The sequence below is a fragment of the Pseudomonas syringae genome, assembly GCF_001698815.1.
Classification (GTDB): Bacteria; Pseudomonadota; Gammaproteobacteria; order Pseudomonadales; family Pseudomonadaceae; genus Aquipseudomonas; species Aquipseudomonas syringae_A.
In genome coordinates this window covers 1-16462 of record NZ_LGSI01000047.1, presented here as the reverse complement: position 1 = coordinate 16462, position 16462 = coordinate 1, and the positions used below count along the sequence as shown (strand labels likewise).

General features: G+C 58.9%; 18 protein-coding genes. 9 read left to right on the top strand and 9 right to left on the bottom strand.

What is annotated here, in order from left to right; all coding sequences use genetic code 11:
- The 4 genes from livM to AFK24_RS14485 all read left to right on the top strand — a co-directional run bounded on the left by livM (position 1) and on the right by AFK24_RS14485 (position 4526).
- The gene (livM, locus tag AFK24_RS14500; RefSeq protein WP_065833863.1) at positions 1–1317 is read left to right on the top strand and encodes a high-affinity branched-chain amino acid ABC transporter permease LivM; all 1317 of its coding nucleotides are present in this window, start codon (positions 1–3) and stop codon (positions 1315–1317) included.
- Entirely contained in the window at positions 1314–2189 is an 876-nt protein-coding gene (locus tag AFK24_RS14495) for an ABC transporter ATP-binding protein (RefSeq protein ID WP_065833862.1), read from the top strand. Before livM ends, AFK24_RS14495 begins: the two co-directional genes overlap by 4 nt.
- Positions 2186–2902, top strand: coding sequence for an ABC transporter ATP-binding protein (locus tag AFK24_RS14490; protein ID WP_065833861.1), 717 nt, complete (start codon positions 2186–2188; stop codon positions 2900–2902). Before AFK24_RS14495 ends, AFK24_RS14490 begins: the two co-directional genes overlap by 4 nt.
- An 859-nt stretch (positions 2903–3761) precedes the next feature.
- Positions 3762–4526 carry an SDR family oxidoreductase gene (locus tag AFK24_RS14485; protein ID WP_065833860.1) on the top strand — a complete coding sequence of 255 codons (765 nt, stop codon included), beginning with the start codon at positions 3762–3764 and terminating at the stop codon, positions 4524–4526.
- A gap of 91 nt (positions 4527–4617) precedes the next feature.
- Here AFK24_RS14485 and AFK24_RS14480 read toward each other — a convergent pair whose 3' ends face one another.
- The 7 genes from AFK24_RS14480 to AFK24_RS14450 form a co-directional block, all read right to left on the bottom strand.
- A complete protein-coding gene (locus AFK24_RS14480; protein WP_065833859.1) occupies positions 4618–5754 on the bottom strand; it encodes an AGE family epimerase/isomerase in 1137 nt (378 codons plus the stop codon).
- Positions 5755–5953: 199 nt separating this feature from the next.
- A complete protein-coding gene (locus AFK24_RS14475; protein WP_065833858.1) occupies positions 5954–6526 on the bottom strand; it encodes a HupE/UreJ family protein in 573 nt (190 codons plus the stop codon).
- A 26-nt stretch (positions 6527–6552) separates the two neighbouring features.
- Positions 6553–7170, bottom strand: coding sequence for an urease accessory protein UreG (ureG, locus tag AFK24_RS14470; protein WP_065833857.1), 618 nt, complete (start codon positions 7168–7170; stop codon positions 6553–6555).
- 47 nt (positions 7171–7217) lie between these two features.
- Entirely contained in the window at positions 7218–7892 is a 675-nt protein-coding gene (locus tag AFK24_RS14465) for an urease accessory protein UreF (protein ID WP_065833856.1), read from the bottom strand.
- Positions 7889–8389, bottom strand: a complete 501-nt coding sequence (gene ureE / locus AFK24_RS14460; RefSeq protein WP_065833855.1) for an urease accessory protein UreE — start codon at positions 8387–8389, stop codon at positions 7889–7891. The genes AFK24_RS14465 and ureE overlap by 4 nt, the downstream gene beginning before the upstream one ends.
- A 253-nt stretch (positions 8390–8642) precedes the next feature.
- A complete protein-coding gene (locus AFK24_RS14455; protein WP_065833854.1) occupies positions 8643–9275 on the bottom strand; it encodes a TetR family transcriptional regulator in 633 nt (210 codons plus the stop codon).
- Positions 9276–9478: 203 nt separating this feature from the next.
- Complete coding sequence (locus tag AFK24_RS14450) at positions 9479–9697, bottom strand: hypothetical protein (RefSeq protein WP_065833853.1); 219 nt, start codon at positions 9695–9697, stop codon at positions 9479–9481.
- A gap of 216 nt (positions 9698–9913) precedes the next feature.
- On the opposite strand from AFK24_RS14450, the gene AFK24_RS14445 reads away from it, so the two are divergent.
- Complete coding sequence (locus tag AFK24_RS14445) at positions 9914–11983, top strand: AsmA family protein (RefSeq protein WP_065833852.1); 2070 nt, start codon at positions 9914–9916, stop codon at positions 11981–11983.
- Between the two features lie 92 nt (positions 11984–12075).
- Here the strand turns inward: AFK24_RS14445 and AFK24_RS14440 are convergent, their stop codons facing one another.
- Entirely contained in the window at positions 12076–12609 is a 534-nt protein-coding gene (locus AFK24_RS14440) for a ferritin-like domain-containing protein (RefSeq protein ID WP_065833851.1), read from the bottom strand.
- 383 nt (positions 12610–12992) lie between these two features.
- The gene (gene osmE, locus AFK24_RS14435) at positions 12993–13331 is read right to left on the bottom strand and encodes an osmotically-inducible lipoprotein OsmE (RefSeq protein WP_065833850.1); all 339 of its coding nucleotides are present in this window, start codon (positions 13329–13331) and stop codon (positions 12993–12995) included.
- Positions 13332–13540: 209 nt separating this feature from the next.
- Here osmE and AFK24_RS14430 point away from each other — a divergent pair, with 209 nt between their 5' ends.
- From AFK24_RS14430 to AFK24_RS14415, 4 genes are all read left to right on the top strand, one after another.
- Positions 13541–14431, top strand: coding sequence for an esterase/lipase family protein (locus AFK24_RS14430; protein ID WP_065833849.1), 891 nt, complete (start codon positions 13541–13543; stop codon positions 14429–14431).
- Between the two features lie 60 nt (positions 14432–14491).
- Positions 14492–14737: a hypothetical protein gene (locus tag AFK24_RS14425; protein WP_065833848.1), complete on the top strand. Its 246-nt coding sequence runs from the start codon at positions 14492–14494 to the stop codon at positions 14735–14737.
- 129 nt (positions 14738–14866) lie between these two features.
- On the top strand, positions 14867–15151 hold the full coding sequence (locus AFK24_RS14420; protein ID WP_065833847.1) for a PsiF family protein: 285 nt from the start codon (positions 14867–14869) through the stop codon (positions 15149–15151).
- 174 nt (positions 15152–15325) lie between these two features.
- Positions 15326–16336 (top strand): AI-2E family transporter, encoded by a 1011-nt coding sequence (locus tag AFK24_RS14415; RefSeq protein ID WP_065833846.1) that lies wholly within the window; start codon positions 15326–15328, stop codon positions 16334–16336.
- The last annotated feature ends 126 nt before the right edge of the window (positions 16337–16462 follow it).

The window sequence follows — 16462 nt, the reverse complement described above, 5'->3', positions numbered from 1 at the left end:
ATGTCTGCTCCTACAAAACCCATCGATATCAAACAAAGCCTGATCGACGCCGTCATTGCCGGACTGCTGGCACTCATCGTCTTCGGCCCGATTGTGGGCGTGGTGCTCGATGGTTACGGCTTCAATCTGCAACCCACGCGAGTGGCTGTCCTGGTTGGCGTGGTGATGGTCGGTCGTCTGCTGTTGAGCCTGTTCATGCAGACCCCGAAAGGCGTGATCATCGCGCAGAGCTTCGAAAGCTCTAGCTCTGGCGTGCATGTGTTGGCGCCGGACTACAAGTCGCGTCTGCGCTACATCATTCCGGCGATGGTGGTTATTGCCATCGTCTTCCCGGTGTTTGCGGACAAGTACGTGCTGACTGTGGTCATTCTCGGTCTGATCTATGTGTTGCTGGGCCTTGGCCTGAACATCGTGGTCGGCCTGGCGGGTCTGCTCGACCTGGGTTACGTGGCGTTCTATGCCATCGGCGCTTATGGGCTGGCATTGGGTTATCAATACCTCGGGCTGGGTTTCTGGTCGGCGCTGCCTTTGGCGGCGATTGCGGCAGCATTGGCCGGCTGTATCCTCGGCTTCCCGGTGTTGCGCATGCACGGTGACTATCTGGCCATCGTGACCCTGGGTTTCGGCGAGATCATTCGTCTAGTGCTGAACAACTGGCTGTCGTTCACCGGTGGACCCAATGGCGTAGCGGTGCCTTCGCCGACCTTCTTCGGCCTGGAGTTCGGACGCCGTGCCAAAGAGGGCGGGGTGCCGATTCATGAGTTCTTCGGCTTCGATTACAACCCGGACCTGAAATTCATCTTCATCTATGCGGTGCTGTTCCTCGTCGTGCTGGCGGTGCTGTATATCAAACATCGCCTGACTCGCATGCCGGTCGGTCGCGCCTGGGAAGCCCTGCGTGAAGATGAGATCGCCTGCCGCGCCATGGGTCTGAACCACGTATTGGTCAAACTTTCTGCATTCACCATCGGAGCTTCCACTGCGGGTCTGGCGGGTGTGTTTTTTGCCAGTTATCAAGGGTTCATCAACCCGACTTCGTTCACCTTCTTCGAATCGGCCTTGATCCTCGCCATCGTCGTACTGGGTGGCATGGGCTCGACGGTCGGCGTGGTCATCGCAGCCTTTGTATTGACTGTTGCTCCCGAGCTGCTGCGCAGCTTTGCTGAATACCGCGTCCTGCTGTTCGGGATCCTGATGGTGTTGATGATGATCTGGCGCCCACGCGGCCTGATCCGCATCAGCCGTACCGGCGTTCGCCCACGCAAGGGTGTGTTGGTTGATCCCAATGCCACTGCGAAACAGGGAGTTACGCCATGAGCAGCGAAATCATTCTCTCTGTCGAACATCTGATGATGCACTTCGGCGGTATCAAGGCGCTCAGCGATGTCAGCATCAAGGTCCGCAAAAACTCGATCTTCGCCCTGATCGGCCCCAACGGTGCGGGCAAGACCACGGTGTTCAACTGCCTGACCGGTTTCTATAAAGCCACCGGTGGGCGCATCGAGTTGCATACGCGCGGAACATCGACCAACGTCATCAAGCTGCTGGGCGAACCCTTCCGGGCTACGGACTTTGTCTCGCCGAAAAGCTTCCTCAGCCGCGTGTACTACAAGATGTTCGGCGGCACCCATCTGGTGAACCGCGCCGGGCTGGCGCGAACCTTTCAGAACATTCGCCTGTTCAAGGAAATGTCGGTGCTGGAAAACCTGCTGGTCGCCCAGCACATGTGGGTCAACCGCAGCATGCTGGCCGGCATCCTCAACACCAAGGGTTATCGCAAGGCCGAAGAAGACGCCATCAACACCGCGTTCTACTGGCTGGAAGTGGTGGATCTGGTGGATTGCGCCAATCGTCTGGCCGGTGAATTGTCTTACGGCCAGCAGCGCCGTCTGGAAATCGCCAGGGCCATGTGCACGCGGCCGCAGGTTATCTGCCTCGACGAACCGGCCGCGGGCCTCAATCCGCAGGAAACCGAAGCCTTGAGCGGCATGATCCGCTTGCTGCGCGACGAACACGACATGACGATCGTGCTGATCGAGCACGACATGGGCATGGTCATGGGGATTTCCGACGATATTGTGGTGCTCGACCACGGCAACGTGATTGCCGCCGGTGGGCCGGAACAGATCCGCAATGATCCGAAAGTGATCGCCGCGTACCTGGGCGCTGATGAAGAGGAGTTGGTATGAGTAAGCCGATCCTCGAATTGAAAGAGATCGATGTGTTTTACGGGCCTATCCAGGCGCTGAAAAAAGTCTCGCTGCACATCAACGAAGGCGAAACCGTGAGTCTGATCGGCTCCAACGGCGCGGGCAAATCCACGCTGTTGATGTCGATCTTCGGCCAGCCGCGTGCCGCCAGCGGGCAGATCGTCTATCAAGGCACCGATATCACCCACAAGTCGTCGCACTACATCGCGTCCAACGGCATCGCGCAGTCGCCGGAAGGACGGCGGGTATTCCCTGACATGTCGGTGGAAGAAAACCTGATGATGGGCACCATCCCGATTGGCGACAAACACTCGGCTGAAGACATGCAGCGCATGTTCGAGTTGTTCCCGCGTCTCAAGGAGCGCCGCAACCAGCGTGCCATGACCATGTCCGGCGGCGAGCAGCAAATGCTCGCCATCGCCCGCGCCCTGATGAGCCGGCCAAAACTGCTGCTGCTCGATGAACCGAGCCTGGGTCTGGCGCCGATCATCGTCAAACAGATCTTCTCGACCCTGCGCGAGCTGGCGGCTACCGGCATGACCATCTTCCTCGTCGAGCAGAACGCCAACCACGCGTTGAGACTGTCTGACCGGGCCTACGTGATGGTCAACGGCGAAATCCGCCTGACCGGTACCGGCAAGGAGTTGCTGGTCAACGAAGAGGTCAGGAACGCTTATCTGGGCGGGCATTGATCGCTTGATACCGGTGTGAACCAAAAAGAGGCTTCGGCCTCTTTTTTCGTTGGAGCGAGCGGGCGGCGTTCCGACTTACCCGCGAATCAGGCACCTCGGTGAGTTTGACCTACCGCGTTATCGTTCTTCGCGGGCAAGCCTCGCTCCAACGGATTCAGGAGGCTAATTACGCTTCCCGCCAATTGTGGAAAACATTTTTGACGCGCCACTAAACTGCGACATAAAGCCGCTGCAAATAGTTGTTTTGTCACGCTTTTGACTTGTTCAGGTTTACTGTGGAGGTGCCTGTGAATAACGTGGGAGTAGCTGGCTGAAGCCCTTTGTTTATAAGGGTTGTAGCGATGCGGTCAAATTTTGATCAGCGGTTTTTTTCAGTTCCGTTGCCGGGGTTTGTCAACGTTTTAAAGACTGGTTTTTCATACAGCTTTTATATCCGCCAAGCCTGTGGATAAGTCTGTGGGCAAGCATTGGAAATAGTCGGCAAAGTGCCGGTTGGTCTGGCTCGCAGCAACCATTGGAAATCTATCCGGGTGATCTTGTTTCACGGCCTTTACAGATGCCAGCCGCGACGTCAAGGGAAAAACGCCGTCTTTCGTCCTGCAGGCCGCGCAATGCCTCGCTTGTACTGTTTTGTACTTACTCCCAAAGACTGTGGGTCTGGCTGTGGATAACGTGGGTAAAACTGCGTGCAGGCCATATGGGGATTGGCTCGGCTCTTGCTGGTTGTTTTTTGTACAGCTCGATGAATGTTTTATCCACAGACTTGCCCGTAACCGGTCTGGGCGGGCATTCTGCTGGCCTTGTTCGATTTAACGCTTCCAAGGGGCAGCATTGCCTCGTGCCACTTCAGGAGAACGAAATGACTTCCACTGTGTTCATTACCGGGGCGACTTCCGGATTTGGCGAAGCCTGTGCGCGCCGTTTTGCCGAAGCCGGATGGTCGCTGATATTGACCGGTCGCCGTGAAGAGCGCCTCAACGCCCTGAGCGCCGAATTGTCCAAACAGACCAAGGTGCACACGCTGGTGCTGGACGTGCGTGATCGTGCCGCCATGGAGGCCGCTATTGAGGGGCTGCCTGCCGAGTTCGCCAAGATCACCGGACTGATCAACAACGCCGGTCTGGCGCTGGGCATCGATCCTGCGCCCAAATGCGATCTGGACGATTGGGACACCATGATCGACACCAACATCAAGGGTCTGGTCTACAGCACGCGTTTACTGCTGCCACGCCTGATTGCTCATGGTCGCGGGGCGAGCATCGTTAACCTGGGTTCGGTTGCGGGCAACTATCCGTATCCGGGCGGCAACGTCTACGGCGGCACCAAGGCATTTGTCGGTCAGTTCTCGCTGAACCTGCGCAACGACCTGATCGGCACGGGCGTGCGGGTGACCAATCTGGAACCGGGCCTGTGCGAGAGCGAATTCTCGCTGGTGCGTTTCGGTGGTGATCAGAGCAAGTACGACGCCACTTATGCTGGCGCCGAGCCGATTCAGCCGCAGGACATCGCCGACACGATCTTCTGGATCATGAACACCCCGGCGCACGTGAACATCAACAGCCTTGAGCTGATGCCGGTAAGCCAGACCTGGGCCGGGTTTGCGATTGATCGTAATCGCGGCTGATTCCCAACGCCAAGGTCACCGTAGGGCTGGCTTTAGCCGGGAGAATATTCTCGCGGCTAAAGCCGCTCCTACGATCTATTGGTCGATTCGATCAGCCCCGAAAATACTCCGCCAAGCCGATATAACAGGTCGCCAGGTGATAAGGCGTGGTCGACGGCATGTCGCTGCGGCTCACCTGGCCAGCGCTGTCCAGGCATTCATTCCAGCCGCTGGCGTGCAGAAAGCGCGTTTGCAGCGCGCGCAACTCGCGACCTAACGCCGCTTCACTGTCAGGCCGCAACGCCAGCGCCCGCAGGTATTCCGCTTGCGCCCAGATGCGCTGGGTGCCGTCGCGAACCTTGCCGTCTACTTCCAGCATCGCCACTACTGCGCCAGTCTGCGGGTCGACGCCTTGTGCTTCGGCATGGGCGAAAGCCTGGGTCAACGACGTGTGCAGCGGGCTGCCACGCAGGCGTGAAGAAGAATCCAGCAGGAAGAACCATTCGAACTGATGACCGGGCTCGTACCAGTTATCCACAGCGCCCAGCGGTTTTTCCAGCAGTACCCCATGGACGTTGTCCACGAAGCGCTCCTGCATGCCGCGCACCAGATCATCCAGTGCGCCGTCCGTGGCTGCATCCTCACGCACGGCAAGGGTCGCGAGGAAGGCTTCAGCCAGGTGCATGAGCGGATTTTGTAGCGGGCCGGTGTTCAGCGACGTCCAGTCTTCGTCGAGCATCGCTTCGTACAAACCGGTGCCGTCGGCGAAACGCTCGGCCACGACGCTCAGCGCCGCATTGAAGACTGACTCGACCAGCGGTTCACGGACCTTGGCCCAATAATGCGCGCAGGCAAAAATGATGAACGCGTGGCTGTAGAGATCCTTGCGGCGGTCCAGCGGCGCGCCTTGCGGGTCGATGCTGTAGAACCAGCCACCATTTTCGGCATCGTGGAAATGACTTTGCAGCGAGCGAAACAACGCCGCAGCGCGGCCCGCCGCTTCAGGCACCGACGGATGATCGATCAGGCTGGAAAACACGAACAACTGCCGGGCGCAGGCCATGGCTCGGTAGCGCTTTGGCGGCAATGGGCGATGCTCGGCGTCCACGGCTTCGTAGGGCAACGCCAGATCTGCACTCCAGCCCGGACCCAGCCAGAGCGGCACGATCACGCGCAGGAAATGCGCCTCAAGGGCAGCGAAAACTGCGTTCGAGTCGGAGTGGGAGGCGGAGCTGGCAACATCGGGCATCGGCTGGCGTCACGGCAAGGGCGAATTGCGCGACATGGTAGCAGGCGTGAGGTAAAGCGGGGAGGCGTACTGGATCGGACGCGAGTTCTGTAGGAGGGAATTTATTCCCGAATAGGCCGGCGCAGACGCTGATATTTCAGGGCGTCAGCACCGGCCCCTTCCCGGATGAATCCGGTCCCACGGATCCTGAGTCTTGTACTCAGGCAGCCAACAACCACACACCCGCAGCAGCCGAGAGTGCACCGGCAACACGCACCAACGGCGCAGCGGCGGTTGGCAGGAAGCGCACGGCGGCGTAACCGGCGGCATGCAACGCAGCGGTGGCGGCAACGAAGCCAGTCGCATAAGCCCAAGGGCTGGACATTTCCGGCAACTCAAGGCCGTGAGCGACGCCGTGGAACAGCGCGAACAATGCAGTAGCGCCAACGGCCATGAACAACGGCGGACGCACCGCCAGCGCAACGGCCAGGCCCAAGGCCAATACCGAGGCGGCAATCCCGCTTTCCAGCGCCGGCAGGTCAAGGCCTTCAAAACCCAGCAAGCCGCCGATCAGCATGGTGCCGACGAAGGTGCATGGCAGTGCCCAACGTGCCGCGCCTTTTTGCTGCGCGGCCCACAGACCCACCGCGATCATCGCCAGCAAGTGATCCAGACCGCCGATGGGGTGGTTGATGCCCGCGACCAGGCCATTATCGCCATGCCCAGGGTGAGCGAAGGCCAGGGCCGGAACCAGCAACAGGGCGAGGGCGCCGAAGGCTTTTGTGTATTTCATTGAAAGGCTTCCTTGATGAAGTGGATTCACGCAGCTTCGGTCAGCAGACCCTGGCGTTCGATAAAGGCGATGATCTGTTCCAGACCCACGCCGGTTTTCTGGTTACTGAAGACGAACGGCTTTTCGCCACGCATCTTTTTCGTGTCGCGGTCCATCATCTCCAGCGACGCGCCAACCAGCGGTGCGAGGTCGATCTTGTTGATCACCAGAAGGTCGGATTTGCAGATGCCGGGGCCGCCTTTGCGCGGCAGCTTGTCGCCAGCCGAAACGTCGATCACGTAAATGGTCAGGTCCGACAGTTCCGGGCTGAACGTCGCCGAAAGGTTGTCGCCACCGGATTCGACGATGATCAGATCCAGGCCTGGAAAGCGTCGGTTCAACTGATCCACTGCTTCCAGATTGATCGAGGCGTCTTCACGAATCGCCGTATGCGGGCAGCCGCCGGTTTCCACGCCGATGATTCGCTCGGGCGCCAGGGCTTCGTTGCGCACCAGAAAGTCAGCGTCTTCGCGGGTGTAGATATCGTTGGTGACGACCGCCAGGTTGTAACGCTCGCGCAGGGCCAGGCACAACGCCAGAGTCAGGGCCGTCTTGCCGGACCCGACCGGGCCACCGATGCCGACGCGCAGAGGTTGGCTGTTCATTGAGTTCTCCGTTGAGCTCTATTGCGTAAGCTCTGTGATGTAAAAGGTCAGGACCGAAACAGTCGGCTGTATTGACGCTCGTGGGCCATGCTTGCCAGCGCCACGCCAAACGGCGCGCTGCCGATGTGCTGTAAATCAACGTGGGTGGCTTGTTGTTGCGCCTGTTGCAGCAAGGGCAGCAACTCGCTGGTCAGGCGCTGCGCGGCTTGCTGGCCCAGTGGCAAGGTCTTCATCAGCACTGCCAGCTGGTTTTCCAGCCAGCTCCAGAGCCAGGCGGCCAGCGCATCTTGCGGGCTGATCTGCCAGGCGCGTGCGGCCAGCGCCCAACCGAGCGCCAGATGAGGTTCTTCAGTCTGTTCCAGAAATTTCCGGGCGGGCCGGTCCAACTCAGGCAAGCCGTTGAGCAATTGCTGCAAGGAGTAGCCCATCTGCCGGCTTTCCTGATGCAGCTCGCGGGTTTCTCGGCTGGCGCGATGTTCGTGGCTCAATTGCAGCAACTGGCACCAGTCGTTTTCGGCGGCAGCGTTGCAGTGGGCGAGCAGCAGCGGCGCTTCGAAGCGGGCGAGGTTGAGCAGCAATTGGTCGCCGATCCAGCGGCGAGCGCTGGGGGAATCCTTGACCAATGCCTGTTCCACGGCCATTTCCAGACCTTGGGAGTAGCTGTAGCCGCCAATCGGCAATTGCGGACTGGCCAGACGCAGCAGCGCCCAGGCACTGTTCACGTGCGCACGCCAAATTGGTGCAGACGCGGTGGATAGTTGAAGTCTTCTTCGCCCGCGCGGGAATGGTGATGACCGCCGCCGTAAGCGCCGTGTTCGGGCGAGAACGGCGCTTCAATGGCTTCAGTGGTGGCGCCCAGTTGATCGAGCATCGCTTTGAGCACGTAGTCGTCGAGCAGGCGCAGCCAGCCGTCACCCACTTGCAGCGCCACGTGCCGGTTACCCAAATGGTAAGCCGCGCGGGTCAGCTCGAAGGCGCTGCTGCAGGTCACGTGCATCAGTTGTTCCGGGCGGGCGCAGACGCGAACGATGCGGCCATCCTCGGCTTGCAGGCACTCGCCATCACGCAACGGCGGTTGCCCGCGCTCAAGGAACAGCCCGACGTCTTCACCTTCGGCACTGAAGCAGCGCAGGCGGCTTTTGCTGCGCGCTTCGAAATTCAAATGCAGCTCTGCGGCCCATTCGGCTTGAGGTTCGATTCTGCGATGAATCACCAGCATCAGGAAGCTTCCCGCTAATTACGATGCTTCAAAGCAGAGCAAGGGGCTTGCCAACAGTGCATGACGTGGGAAATTGCTTACAGACAGGAGGCATCATTAAGGCCGGGGTGGCTTTGGTGATGTATTTTGGTGCGCGTTTTTAACTGCGCTCATTAATGGTGCGCTTCGACGTAGGGCCGGCTTTAGCCGGGAGAAGGCCTTCGATGCGGACAGAGGCTCTCGCGGCTGAAGCCGCTCCTACGTCAGAAAGGTTTCACTCGGTACTCCCCAACCCCTTCCAGTGCCGCGCGCCAATGAAGATAAAGCGCAGTTGCTGGGTGATTTTGGCTTGCGGGGTCAAGTGCGGAGCCAGGGTTGCGGCCGGCGGGTCGATGAGTTCCGGCAGCATGGCGAAAACGCTTTTGACCACCAGATCGGAGATCACCGACAAGGAAGCCGGGTCCAGATGCTGCCATTTGGGCATTTTGCCGAGATCCGCCGCGAGGTCGGCGCTGATGCCTTCGCGCAGTGCGCCCAGGGCCTGTCTAACCAGCTGCGAGCCGCCGTATTGTTCACGCGCCAGAAACAGAAACTGTGAGGGTTTGGCGGCCACGACGTCGAGGAAGATTCGCACCGACGCATCAATGATGCCCCCCAGGACCATTTCGTTGTGCCGCACCAGGCGGATGGTCTCCCGGAAGGTCTGGCCGACTTCGCTGACCAGCGCCAGGCCCAGTTGGTCCATGTCATCGAAGTGCCGATAAAACCCGGTGGGTACGATTCCGGCCGTGCGTGCGACTTCCCGCAGGCTCAGGCTGCCAAAGCCGCGCCCGCTTTCCATCAAGCTGCGAGCGGCATCGAGCAGGGCGTGTCGGGTTTGTTGTTTCTGTTCGGCGCGGGGCAACATGGGGCGGGCTGAATTCTGCAAAGGGACGGTTCGGCACTTTAACAAATGCGCTGATCAGGCGTGAACGCGAATTCAATAAAGATCGGTAGGAGGGGACTTGTCCCCGAAAGGCGTCAGCTCAGGCGGCGTTGATTTTCTGATTACCTCGGTGCCCGATCGATTGCATTCGGGGACAAGTCCCCTCCTACCAAGTTTTTTAAGCTTCAAACCCGCTGATACTGCTGGACCAGACGCTCGGGGCCATGTTCGGCAACGCGCTGGTATTGCTGAATCAGGCGCGGAGTGTCCTGCGCCACAGTCTTGTACACGGCTTGGGATTCCATCTTCGCTTCACCGGACGCGGGCTGCTCGGCCGCAGGCATGGCAAAAGCATTGGCGGCCAGAAGCGAAAAGGTCAGGGTGAGCAACAGTGGGCGTTTCATGATGAGGTGTCTCGGGTTGGGTACGGCGCTAATATGCCGCTCCGGTAGTCCAGAGAGAACTTCATACGGCTAATGGTGGTAATCATTAAAAATGATTTAGCCCACCGAGGCGGCTTTTTGTAGAACCGAATCAAACCCTCACGACTTTTATCAGTCGAACAGCAAAGTCGTACGCAATGCGCCCGTGAGGGTGGTTGTCATCTGGAGAGTCGTGCAATGACGCGCAGTCGTAAAATTTTCGCCTGGACCGGTGTTGTCCTGTTATTGGTCCTGGCTGTATTGGTCATTGTGATCGCCACGTTCGACTGGAACCGCATCAAGCCAACCCTCAACGAAAAAGTCAGTGAAGCGCTGCATCGCCCGTTCGCCATCAACGGCAATCTGGCGGTGCTGTGGGCGCGTGAGCCGGAGCAGGGTGGCTGGCGCGCGTGGGTGCCTTGGCCACATTTCGTCGCCGAAGACCTGAGCCTGGGTAATCCTGAATGGTCGAAAACCCCGCAAATGGTCACCTTGAAGCGCGTCGAATTCCGTCTGGCGCCGTTGCCGCTGCTTTGGCAAAACGTAGTGATCCCGCGTATCGACCTGACCGGGCCGGACGCGAAGCTTGAGCGCCTGGCCGATGGCCGCGCCAACTGGACGTTCGACCTGCCCAAGTCCGAGCCGAACGCGGAACCCTCGAAATGGGTGCTGGACATCGGCGCGATCAAGTTCGACAAGGGCCTGGTCAGCTTCAACGACCAGACCTTGAAGACTCAAGTGGATGTGGTCATCGATCCACTGGGCAAGCCCATTCCGTTCAGCGACATCGTCGGCAGCGGCGAAGCGAAAAAAGCCCAGGACAAAGGCATTACGCCGCAGGATTACGCGTTTGGCCTCAGCTATAAAGGCCAGTATCACGGCCAGAAACTCAACGGCACCGGTAAAGTCGGCGGCCTGCTGGCGCTCAAGGATGCCGCGCAACCGTTCCCGGTGCAGGCCGATGTGCAGATTGGCGACACCCACGCGGTGGTTGCCGGCACGTTGACGGATCCGCAGAATCTCGGTGCGCTGGACCTGCGCCTGAAGCTGTCCGGCAGCAGCCTCGGCAATCTGTATCCGCTGACCGGCGTGACCTTGCCCGATTCGCCGGCGTACGCCACTGACGGTCATCTGATCGCGAAACTGCACGATCCGGCGGGCGCGAATTTCCGCTACGAAAGCTTCAACGGCAAGATCGGCAATAGCGACATTCATGGCGATCTCGGCTTCGTTGCCAGCCAGCCGCGGCCGAAACTGACCGGCGCGCTGGTTTCCAATCAATTGCTGTTCACCGACCTGGCGCCGCTGATTGGTGCGGACTCAAACGCCGCGCAGAAAAAACGCGGCGGCGACAGCAAGCAGCCAGCAGGCAAAGTGCTGCCCGTCGAGGAGTTCCAGACGGATCGCTGGCGTGCCATGGACGCCGACGTCGAGTTCACCGGCAAGAAAATCGTACAGAGCCCGGACCTGCCCTTTACGGACCTGTACGCCCATGTTGTTCTGGATGATGGCCAGCTCAGCCTGCAACCCCTGCGTTTCGGCGTCGCGGGCGGCAAGCTCGATGCCGATGTGCGTCTCGATGGCCGGAATCAGCCATTGCAAGGCCGGGCCAAAGTCTCGGCGCGCAAACTCAAGCTCAAGCAGCTGTTCCCGACCTTTGAACCGATGAAGACCAGTTTCGGTGAATTGAACGGTGATGCGGATATCGGCGGCCGGGGCAATTCCATCGCGGCCCTGTTGGGCAGCGCCAACGGTGACCTGAAGATGCTGGTCAACGACGGCGCCATCAGCCGCAGCCTGATGGAAATCGCCGGGCTTAACGTGGGCAACTACGTGGTCGGCAAGTTGTTTGGCGACCAGGACGTGAAGATCAATTGCGCGGCGTCGGACATGGGTATCAAGGACGGCCTGCTGAGCACGCGGTTGTTTGTCTTCGATACCGAGAACGCGATCATCTATATCGATGGCACGGCGAACTTCAAGACCGAGCAACTGGACATGGCAATCAAGCCGGAATCCAAGGGCTTCCGGGTCTTTTCGCTGCGTTCACCGTTGTACGTGCGCGGTCCGTTTGCCAAACCGAGCGCCGGCGTGCAAACCGGCCCGCTGTTGCTGCGTGGTGCTGGCATGGTGTTGCTCGGCGCAGCGATAGGGCCTGCGGCAGGCTTGCTGGCGCTGGTGGCACCCAGCAGCGGCGACGTACCCAACCAATGCACGCCGTTGCTGGAGCAGATGCGCGCAGGCAAGGCGCCGAAGACGGTGCAGTAAGGACTGAGCGAATCCGTAGGACCGGCTTCAGCCGGGAGAAGGTCCTCCCGGCTGAAGCCGGTCCTACGGATTGCGCATAACGGTTACAAAAATTACAGGTCTTTCAAAATATCCGCCATGTCATCGGCGTGCTCTTCTTCCTGGGCGAGGATGGTTTCGAAGATGCGACGTGTGGTCGGATCCTGTTCGCCGATGTACTGAATGATTTCGCGATAGCTGTCGATGGCGATACGTTCGGCCACCAGGTCTTCGTAAACCATTTCCTTGAGCGTATTACCGGCTACGTACTGAGCGTGGGAATTCTTCGACAGCAGGTCGGGATTGAATTCCGGCTCGCCGCCCAGTTGCACAATGCGTTCAGCCAGCAGATCGGCGTGTTCGGCTTCCTGCTCGGCGTGTTCCAGAAACTCGGCCGCAGCGGTCGCCGCTTTCAGGCCGGTCGCCATGTAGTAGTGACGTTTGTAGCGCAGGACGCAGACCAGTTCGGTGGCCAGTGACTCGTTGAGCAGACGCAGGACGGTTTCCCGGTCGGCGCTGTAGCCTTCGGTCACGGCGCCGTTTTCCACGTTCAGGCGCGCGCGTTGGCGCAGGGTGCTGACATCAGATAGTTGCTGTGAATCGTTCATCTTGAATCTCCAAAGGCTAATCCGGTTATCCGTCTCGCTCTTGATGCGTCAGTGGGTAAAGCGGTTGCTGACGCCCGGCAGGATCGGTCATAGGTTGTGAGTCGCCCGTGGAGCAAAAAGTTTTATGCCAAAAACTATTACGACAATTGGCAAAGATTAACGAAACGAGCCTGACGCGCTGCGGTCCCAGTTTTGAGACGAAAAATTACTGGAGATTCACAATGCTTAAGTTCCTGGGCAGTACCATCGGTATCATCTTTCTGATTGGCCTGGTCGTGGTTATCGCCTTGTTCAAGCTGGTTTTCTAAGCGCGCCACCCTACGCGACGCAAGAAAAAGCCCGACGCTTCTGCCGTCGGGCTTTTTCGTTTCGTGCTGCTTACATCACATCGCGCGTTCGTTGGCTTCGCGCTGTTCGCAGGTCATGAAACCTTTGTTATCCACACGGCCGTTCGCGTCGAAGCTGACGTGGAACACCTGCTCATGCCCGTCTTTGTTGAGCACGTAGTTGTTGCACATGCCCGGATGGACCTTGCGCTGCACGCGTGTGGATGGCGTGCCGCCAATGGTCAGGACTTGAGTCTGGGTCATGCCATTTTCGACTTGCTTGACCAGCGGCTGGTCGCGATAGGTCACGAAATCCACAGGGTTTTGCGGCGTTGTGTTGGCGCAACCGGTCACTGCTGCCAGTACAAACATTGCCGCCAGGCTCTTTTTCAACATGAAAGTCACTCCAGATGACTGAGCCATTGTTGGCCCGTTGCAGCTTTGAGCATTCGAGATGGGCGAGAGTTCGATTATTTGATGGCCTTCAGGCATTACACAGCGGAAATGACTGCCTGTCATATAGCCGCGCCAGTCTGGGCCTGCTCTTTGGGCAATTGCCGCTATGGTTCAAGCATTCAACCGTCGATTGCACGAGGAGGCTATTCATGACGCAAAAACAGGCGACGCGTTATCCGCTGGTGTTGGTCCCCGGTTTGCTGGGCTTTGTGCGACTGGTGTTCTATTCGTATTGGTACGGCATTGTCAGGGCTTTACGTCGCGACGGGTCAACGGTGATTCCGGTCATGGTCTCGGCGGTCAATTCATCTGAAGTCCGGGGCGAGCAGTTGATCGAGCGGATCAGGGAAATCCTCAAGGAGACCGGGGCCGAGAAGGTCAATCTGTTCGGCCATAGCCAGGGCGCACTGACCATTCGCTACGTCGCCGCCAAGCATCCCGAGCTGGTGGCGTCGGTGACTTCCGTCGCCGGCCCGAATCACGGCTCGGAATTGGCCGACTTCCTGGAGAAGAATTTTCCGGCCGGAACCCTGCGCGGTCTGTTGCTCAACGCTGCGATACGACTGACTGTGTGGATCATGGCATTGCTGGACACCGGCTATCGCGGCACCCGTTTGCCCACCGATGTCGATGCCGCGCACCACTCGCTGACCAGCGACGGCGTGGCGCTGTTCAATAGCCAGTATCCGCAAGGGTTACCGGAAACCTGGGGCGGGCAGGGCGCAGAACTGGTCAACGGCGTGCGCTATTACTCGTGGTCCGGGACTATCCAGAAAGGGTTGAGTGACAGGGGTGGCAATCGAATTGATGGCACCAATGTAACCTGTCGAATATTCGCTCGCACGTTCACAAAAGAGCGAGGTCAATGTGATGGCATGGTCGGGCGCTTCAGTTCCCATCTGGGCACTGTCATTGGGGATAACTACCCCCTCGACCATTTTGACATCGTCAACCAGACCTTCGGGCTGGTCGGTAAGGGTGTTGATCCCGTTGGGTTGTTTGTTGAACATGCCGCGCGCCTCAAGGCCGCCGGTCTTTAGCTCGTTTTGAGCCGTGGTTCGTAGTCTGCCGATCAAAGAGGTCGGCAATGGAGTGATGCGATGAGCGACAAAGAGCACTATGAAATCGAATACACCCTGGCGGGTGAGCACCATGTGGATGTGATCGAGGACCTGGATGTCCCGATCATTGAGGTGGTCCATGAGCTGGCGCTCAAGCACCATGTCGCTCTGGAAGATGACCTGCATGATATCAGTGACACCTACAACGGAATGCCCCACGCCTTGGGCATCACCGACGTATCGATTCACAGTGTCGAGAGCGAGGAGTCGGCGGGCGCCTCCTGATGGATGCTGTTTAGTTGATGCAACGTTGTTCTCCCGTCGTCACGGGAGGACAACGTTACAGTCACATTCGGTTGACTACACTGCCAGACAGGACGTACTCATCAGTGCGCCAGTCCGGAGAGAAGATCGATGAAATTCCTGCGTGTCCCTTTATTGCTCATGAGCCTGCTGATGTGTGCCCAGGGTTTTGCGGCCACTGCCCAGCAAAACAAAATGACCACCTGCAACGCGGACGCCTCGGCGAAAACGCTCAAGGGTGATGAGCGCAAAGCGTTCATGAGTACATGTCTGAAGGCTTCCCCGCCTTCTACCCAGCAAGAAAAAATGAAAACCTGCAACGCAACCGCCGGCACTCAGGCGCTCAAGGGCGATGCGCGCAAGGCCTTCATGAGTGATTGTCTCAAGAAGAAATAAATTTCCTGCGCCCCGTGCGCGGAAAATGCTTATTCAGTGCGATAAATCCTGTGGTTGCGGACTATGCTGTCGGCCGCAATCACAGCGATGAGCCGTCAGGCCCTCGGATCACTGGTCCTCGACTCAGAACGCTGGCAGACTGCCTCCCTCTTTGCGCCGCTGTTTTGAGGCTATATGCCAACGTTTTCTGCACGACAAATTTTGTTGGCCAGCTGGATTCTGGTATTCGGCGGCCTGCTGATGGTATTACCGTTCAAACTCTTGCCGAGTCTGCTCGCCGGGCTGCTGGTTTACGAACTGGTCAACATGCTCACGCCCCAGCTGCAAAGGCTCATCGCCGGTCCGCGCGCGCGCTGGGTTGCGGTGGCATTGCTCGGCACGCTGGTGGTCAGCGTACTGGCGCTGATCTTTGCCGGTGCGATCAGCTTCGTCCTGCACGAAGCCGAAAACCCCGGCGCCTCATTGGACAAGTTCATGGTGCTGGTGGATCGGGCGCGCGGCCAGTTGCCGCCGTTCATCGACAGCTATCTACCGGCCAGTGCGGCGGAGTTCCGGGTTTCCCTGGGCGAATGGATCCAGAAGCACGTGGGCGAATTGCAGATGCTCGGCAAAGGCGCCGCGCACATGTTCGTGACCTTGCTGATCGGCATGGTGCTGGGCGCGATCATTGCCCTGCAGCAGATCTCTGATGTGCACACCCGCAAGCCGCTGGCCGCCGCGCTGTTCAATCGCTTGAGCCTGCTGAGCCGCGCGTTTCGCAATATTGTCTTCGCCCAGATCAAGATTTCCCTGCTGAACACGGCGTTCACCTCGATCTTTCTCGCGGTAGTCCTGCCGTTGTGCGGCATTCACCTGCCGCTGACCAAAACCCTGATCATCCTGACCTTCCTGCTTGGCCTGCTGCCAGTAGTGGGCAACCTGATGTCCAACACGCTGATCTTCATCGTCGGCATGTCGCTGTCGATCTGGGTGGCGATGGCCGCGCTGGGTTACTTGATCGTGATCCACAAGGTCGAGTATTTCCTCAACGCACGCATCGTTGGCGGGCAGATCAATGCCAAATCGTGGGAATTGCTCATGGCGATGCTGATCTTCGAAGCCGCGTTCGGCCTGCCCGGCGTGGTGGCGGGGCCGATTTATTACGCGTACCTGAAGAGCGAGTTGCAGAAGGAAGGGTTGGTCTGACTATACACAACCGGTAGGAGGGGACTTGTCCCCGAAGAGGTCGGTGTGAACGCCGAAGATGTTCCTCTGCAGATCCTCCGCCTTCCCGGACAAGTCCGGTCCTACCGAGCAACACAGAATCCGGTA

What these genes read in the sequence shown, in the direction of transcription:
- livM (WP_065833863.1), top strand. Translation starts at nt 1, where the DNA reads ATGTCTGCTCCTACAAAACCCATCGATATCAAACAAAGCCTGATCGAC.
- AFK24_RS14495 (WP_065833862.1), top strand. Translation starts at nt 1,314, where the DNA reads ATGAGCAGCGAAATCATTCTCTCTGTCGAACATCTGATGATGCACTTC.
- AFK24_RS14490 (WP_065833861.1), top strand. Translation starts at nt 2,186, where the DNA reads ATGAGTAAGCCGATCCTCGAATTGAAAGAGATCGATGTGTTTTACGGG.
- AFK24_RS14485 (WP_065833860.1), top strand. Translation starts at nt 3,762, where the DNA reads ATGACTTCCACTGTGTTCATTACCGGGGCGACTTCCGGATTTGGCGAA.
- AFK24_RS14480 (WP_065833859.1), bottom strand. Translation starts at nt 5,754, where the DNA reads ATGCCCGATGTTGCCAGCTCCGCCTCCCACTCCGACTCGAACGCAGTT.
- AFK24_RS14475 (WP_065833858.1), bottom strand. Translation starts at nt 6,526, where the DNA reads ATGAAATACACAAAAGCCTTCGGCGCCCTCGCCCTGTTGCTGGTTCCG.
- ureG (WP_065833857.1), bottom strand. Translation starts at nt 7,170, where the DNA reads ATGAACAGCCAACCTCTGCGCGTCGGCATCGGTGGCCCGGTCGGGTCC.
- ureE (WP_065833855.1), bottom strand. Translation starts at nt 8,389, where the DNA reads ATGCTGGTGATTCATCGCAGAATCGAACCTCAAGCCGAATGGGCCGCA.
- AFK24_RS14455 (WP_065833854.1), bottom strand. Translation starts at nt 9,275, where the DNA reads ATGTTGCCCCGCGCCGAACAGAAACAACAAACCCGACACGCCCTGCTC.
- AFK24_RS14450 (WP_065833853.1), bottom strand. Translation starts at nt 9,697, where the DNA reads ATGAAACGCCCACTGTTGCTCACCCTGACCTTTTCGCTTCTGGCCGCC.
- AFK24_RS14445 (WP_065833852.1), top strand. Translation starts at nt 9,914, where the DNA reads ATGACGCGCAGTCGTAAAATTTTCGCCTGGACCGGTGTTGTCCTGTTA.
- AFK24_RS14440 (WP_065833851.1), bottom strand. Translation starts at nt 12,609, where the DNA reads ATGAACGATTCACAGCAACTATCTGATGTCAGCACCCTGCGCCAACGC.
- osmE (WP_065833850.1), bottom strand. Translation starts at nt 13,331, where the DNA reads ATGTTGAAAAAGAGCCTGGCGGCAATGTTTGTACTGGCAGCAGTGACC.
- AFK24_RS14430 (WP_065833849.1), top strand. Translation starts at nt 13,541, where the DNA reads ATGACGCAAAAACAGGCGACGCGTTATCCGCTGGTGTTGGTCCCCGGT.
- AFK24_RS14425 (WP_065833848.1), top strand. Translation starts at nt 14,492, where the DNA reads ATGAGCGACAAAGAGCACTATGAAATCGAATACACCCTGGCGGGTGAG.
- AFK24_RS14420 (WP_065833847.1), top strand. Translation starts at nt 14,867, where the DNA reads ATGAAATTCCTGCGTGTCCCTTTATTGCTCATGAGCCTGCTGATGTGT.
- AFK24_RS14415 (WP_065833846.1), top strand. Translation starts at nt 15,326, where the DNA reads ATGCCAACGTTTTCTGCACGACAAATTTTGTTGGCCAGCTGGATTCTG.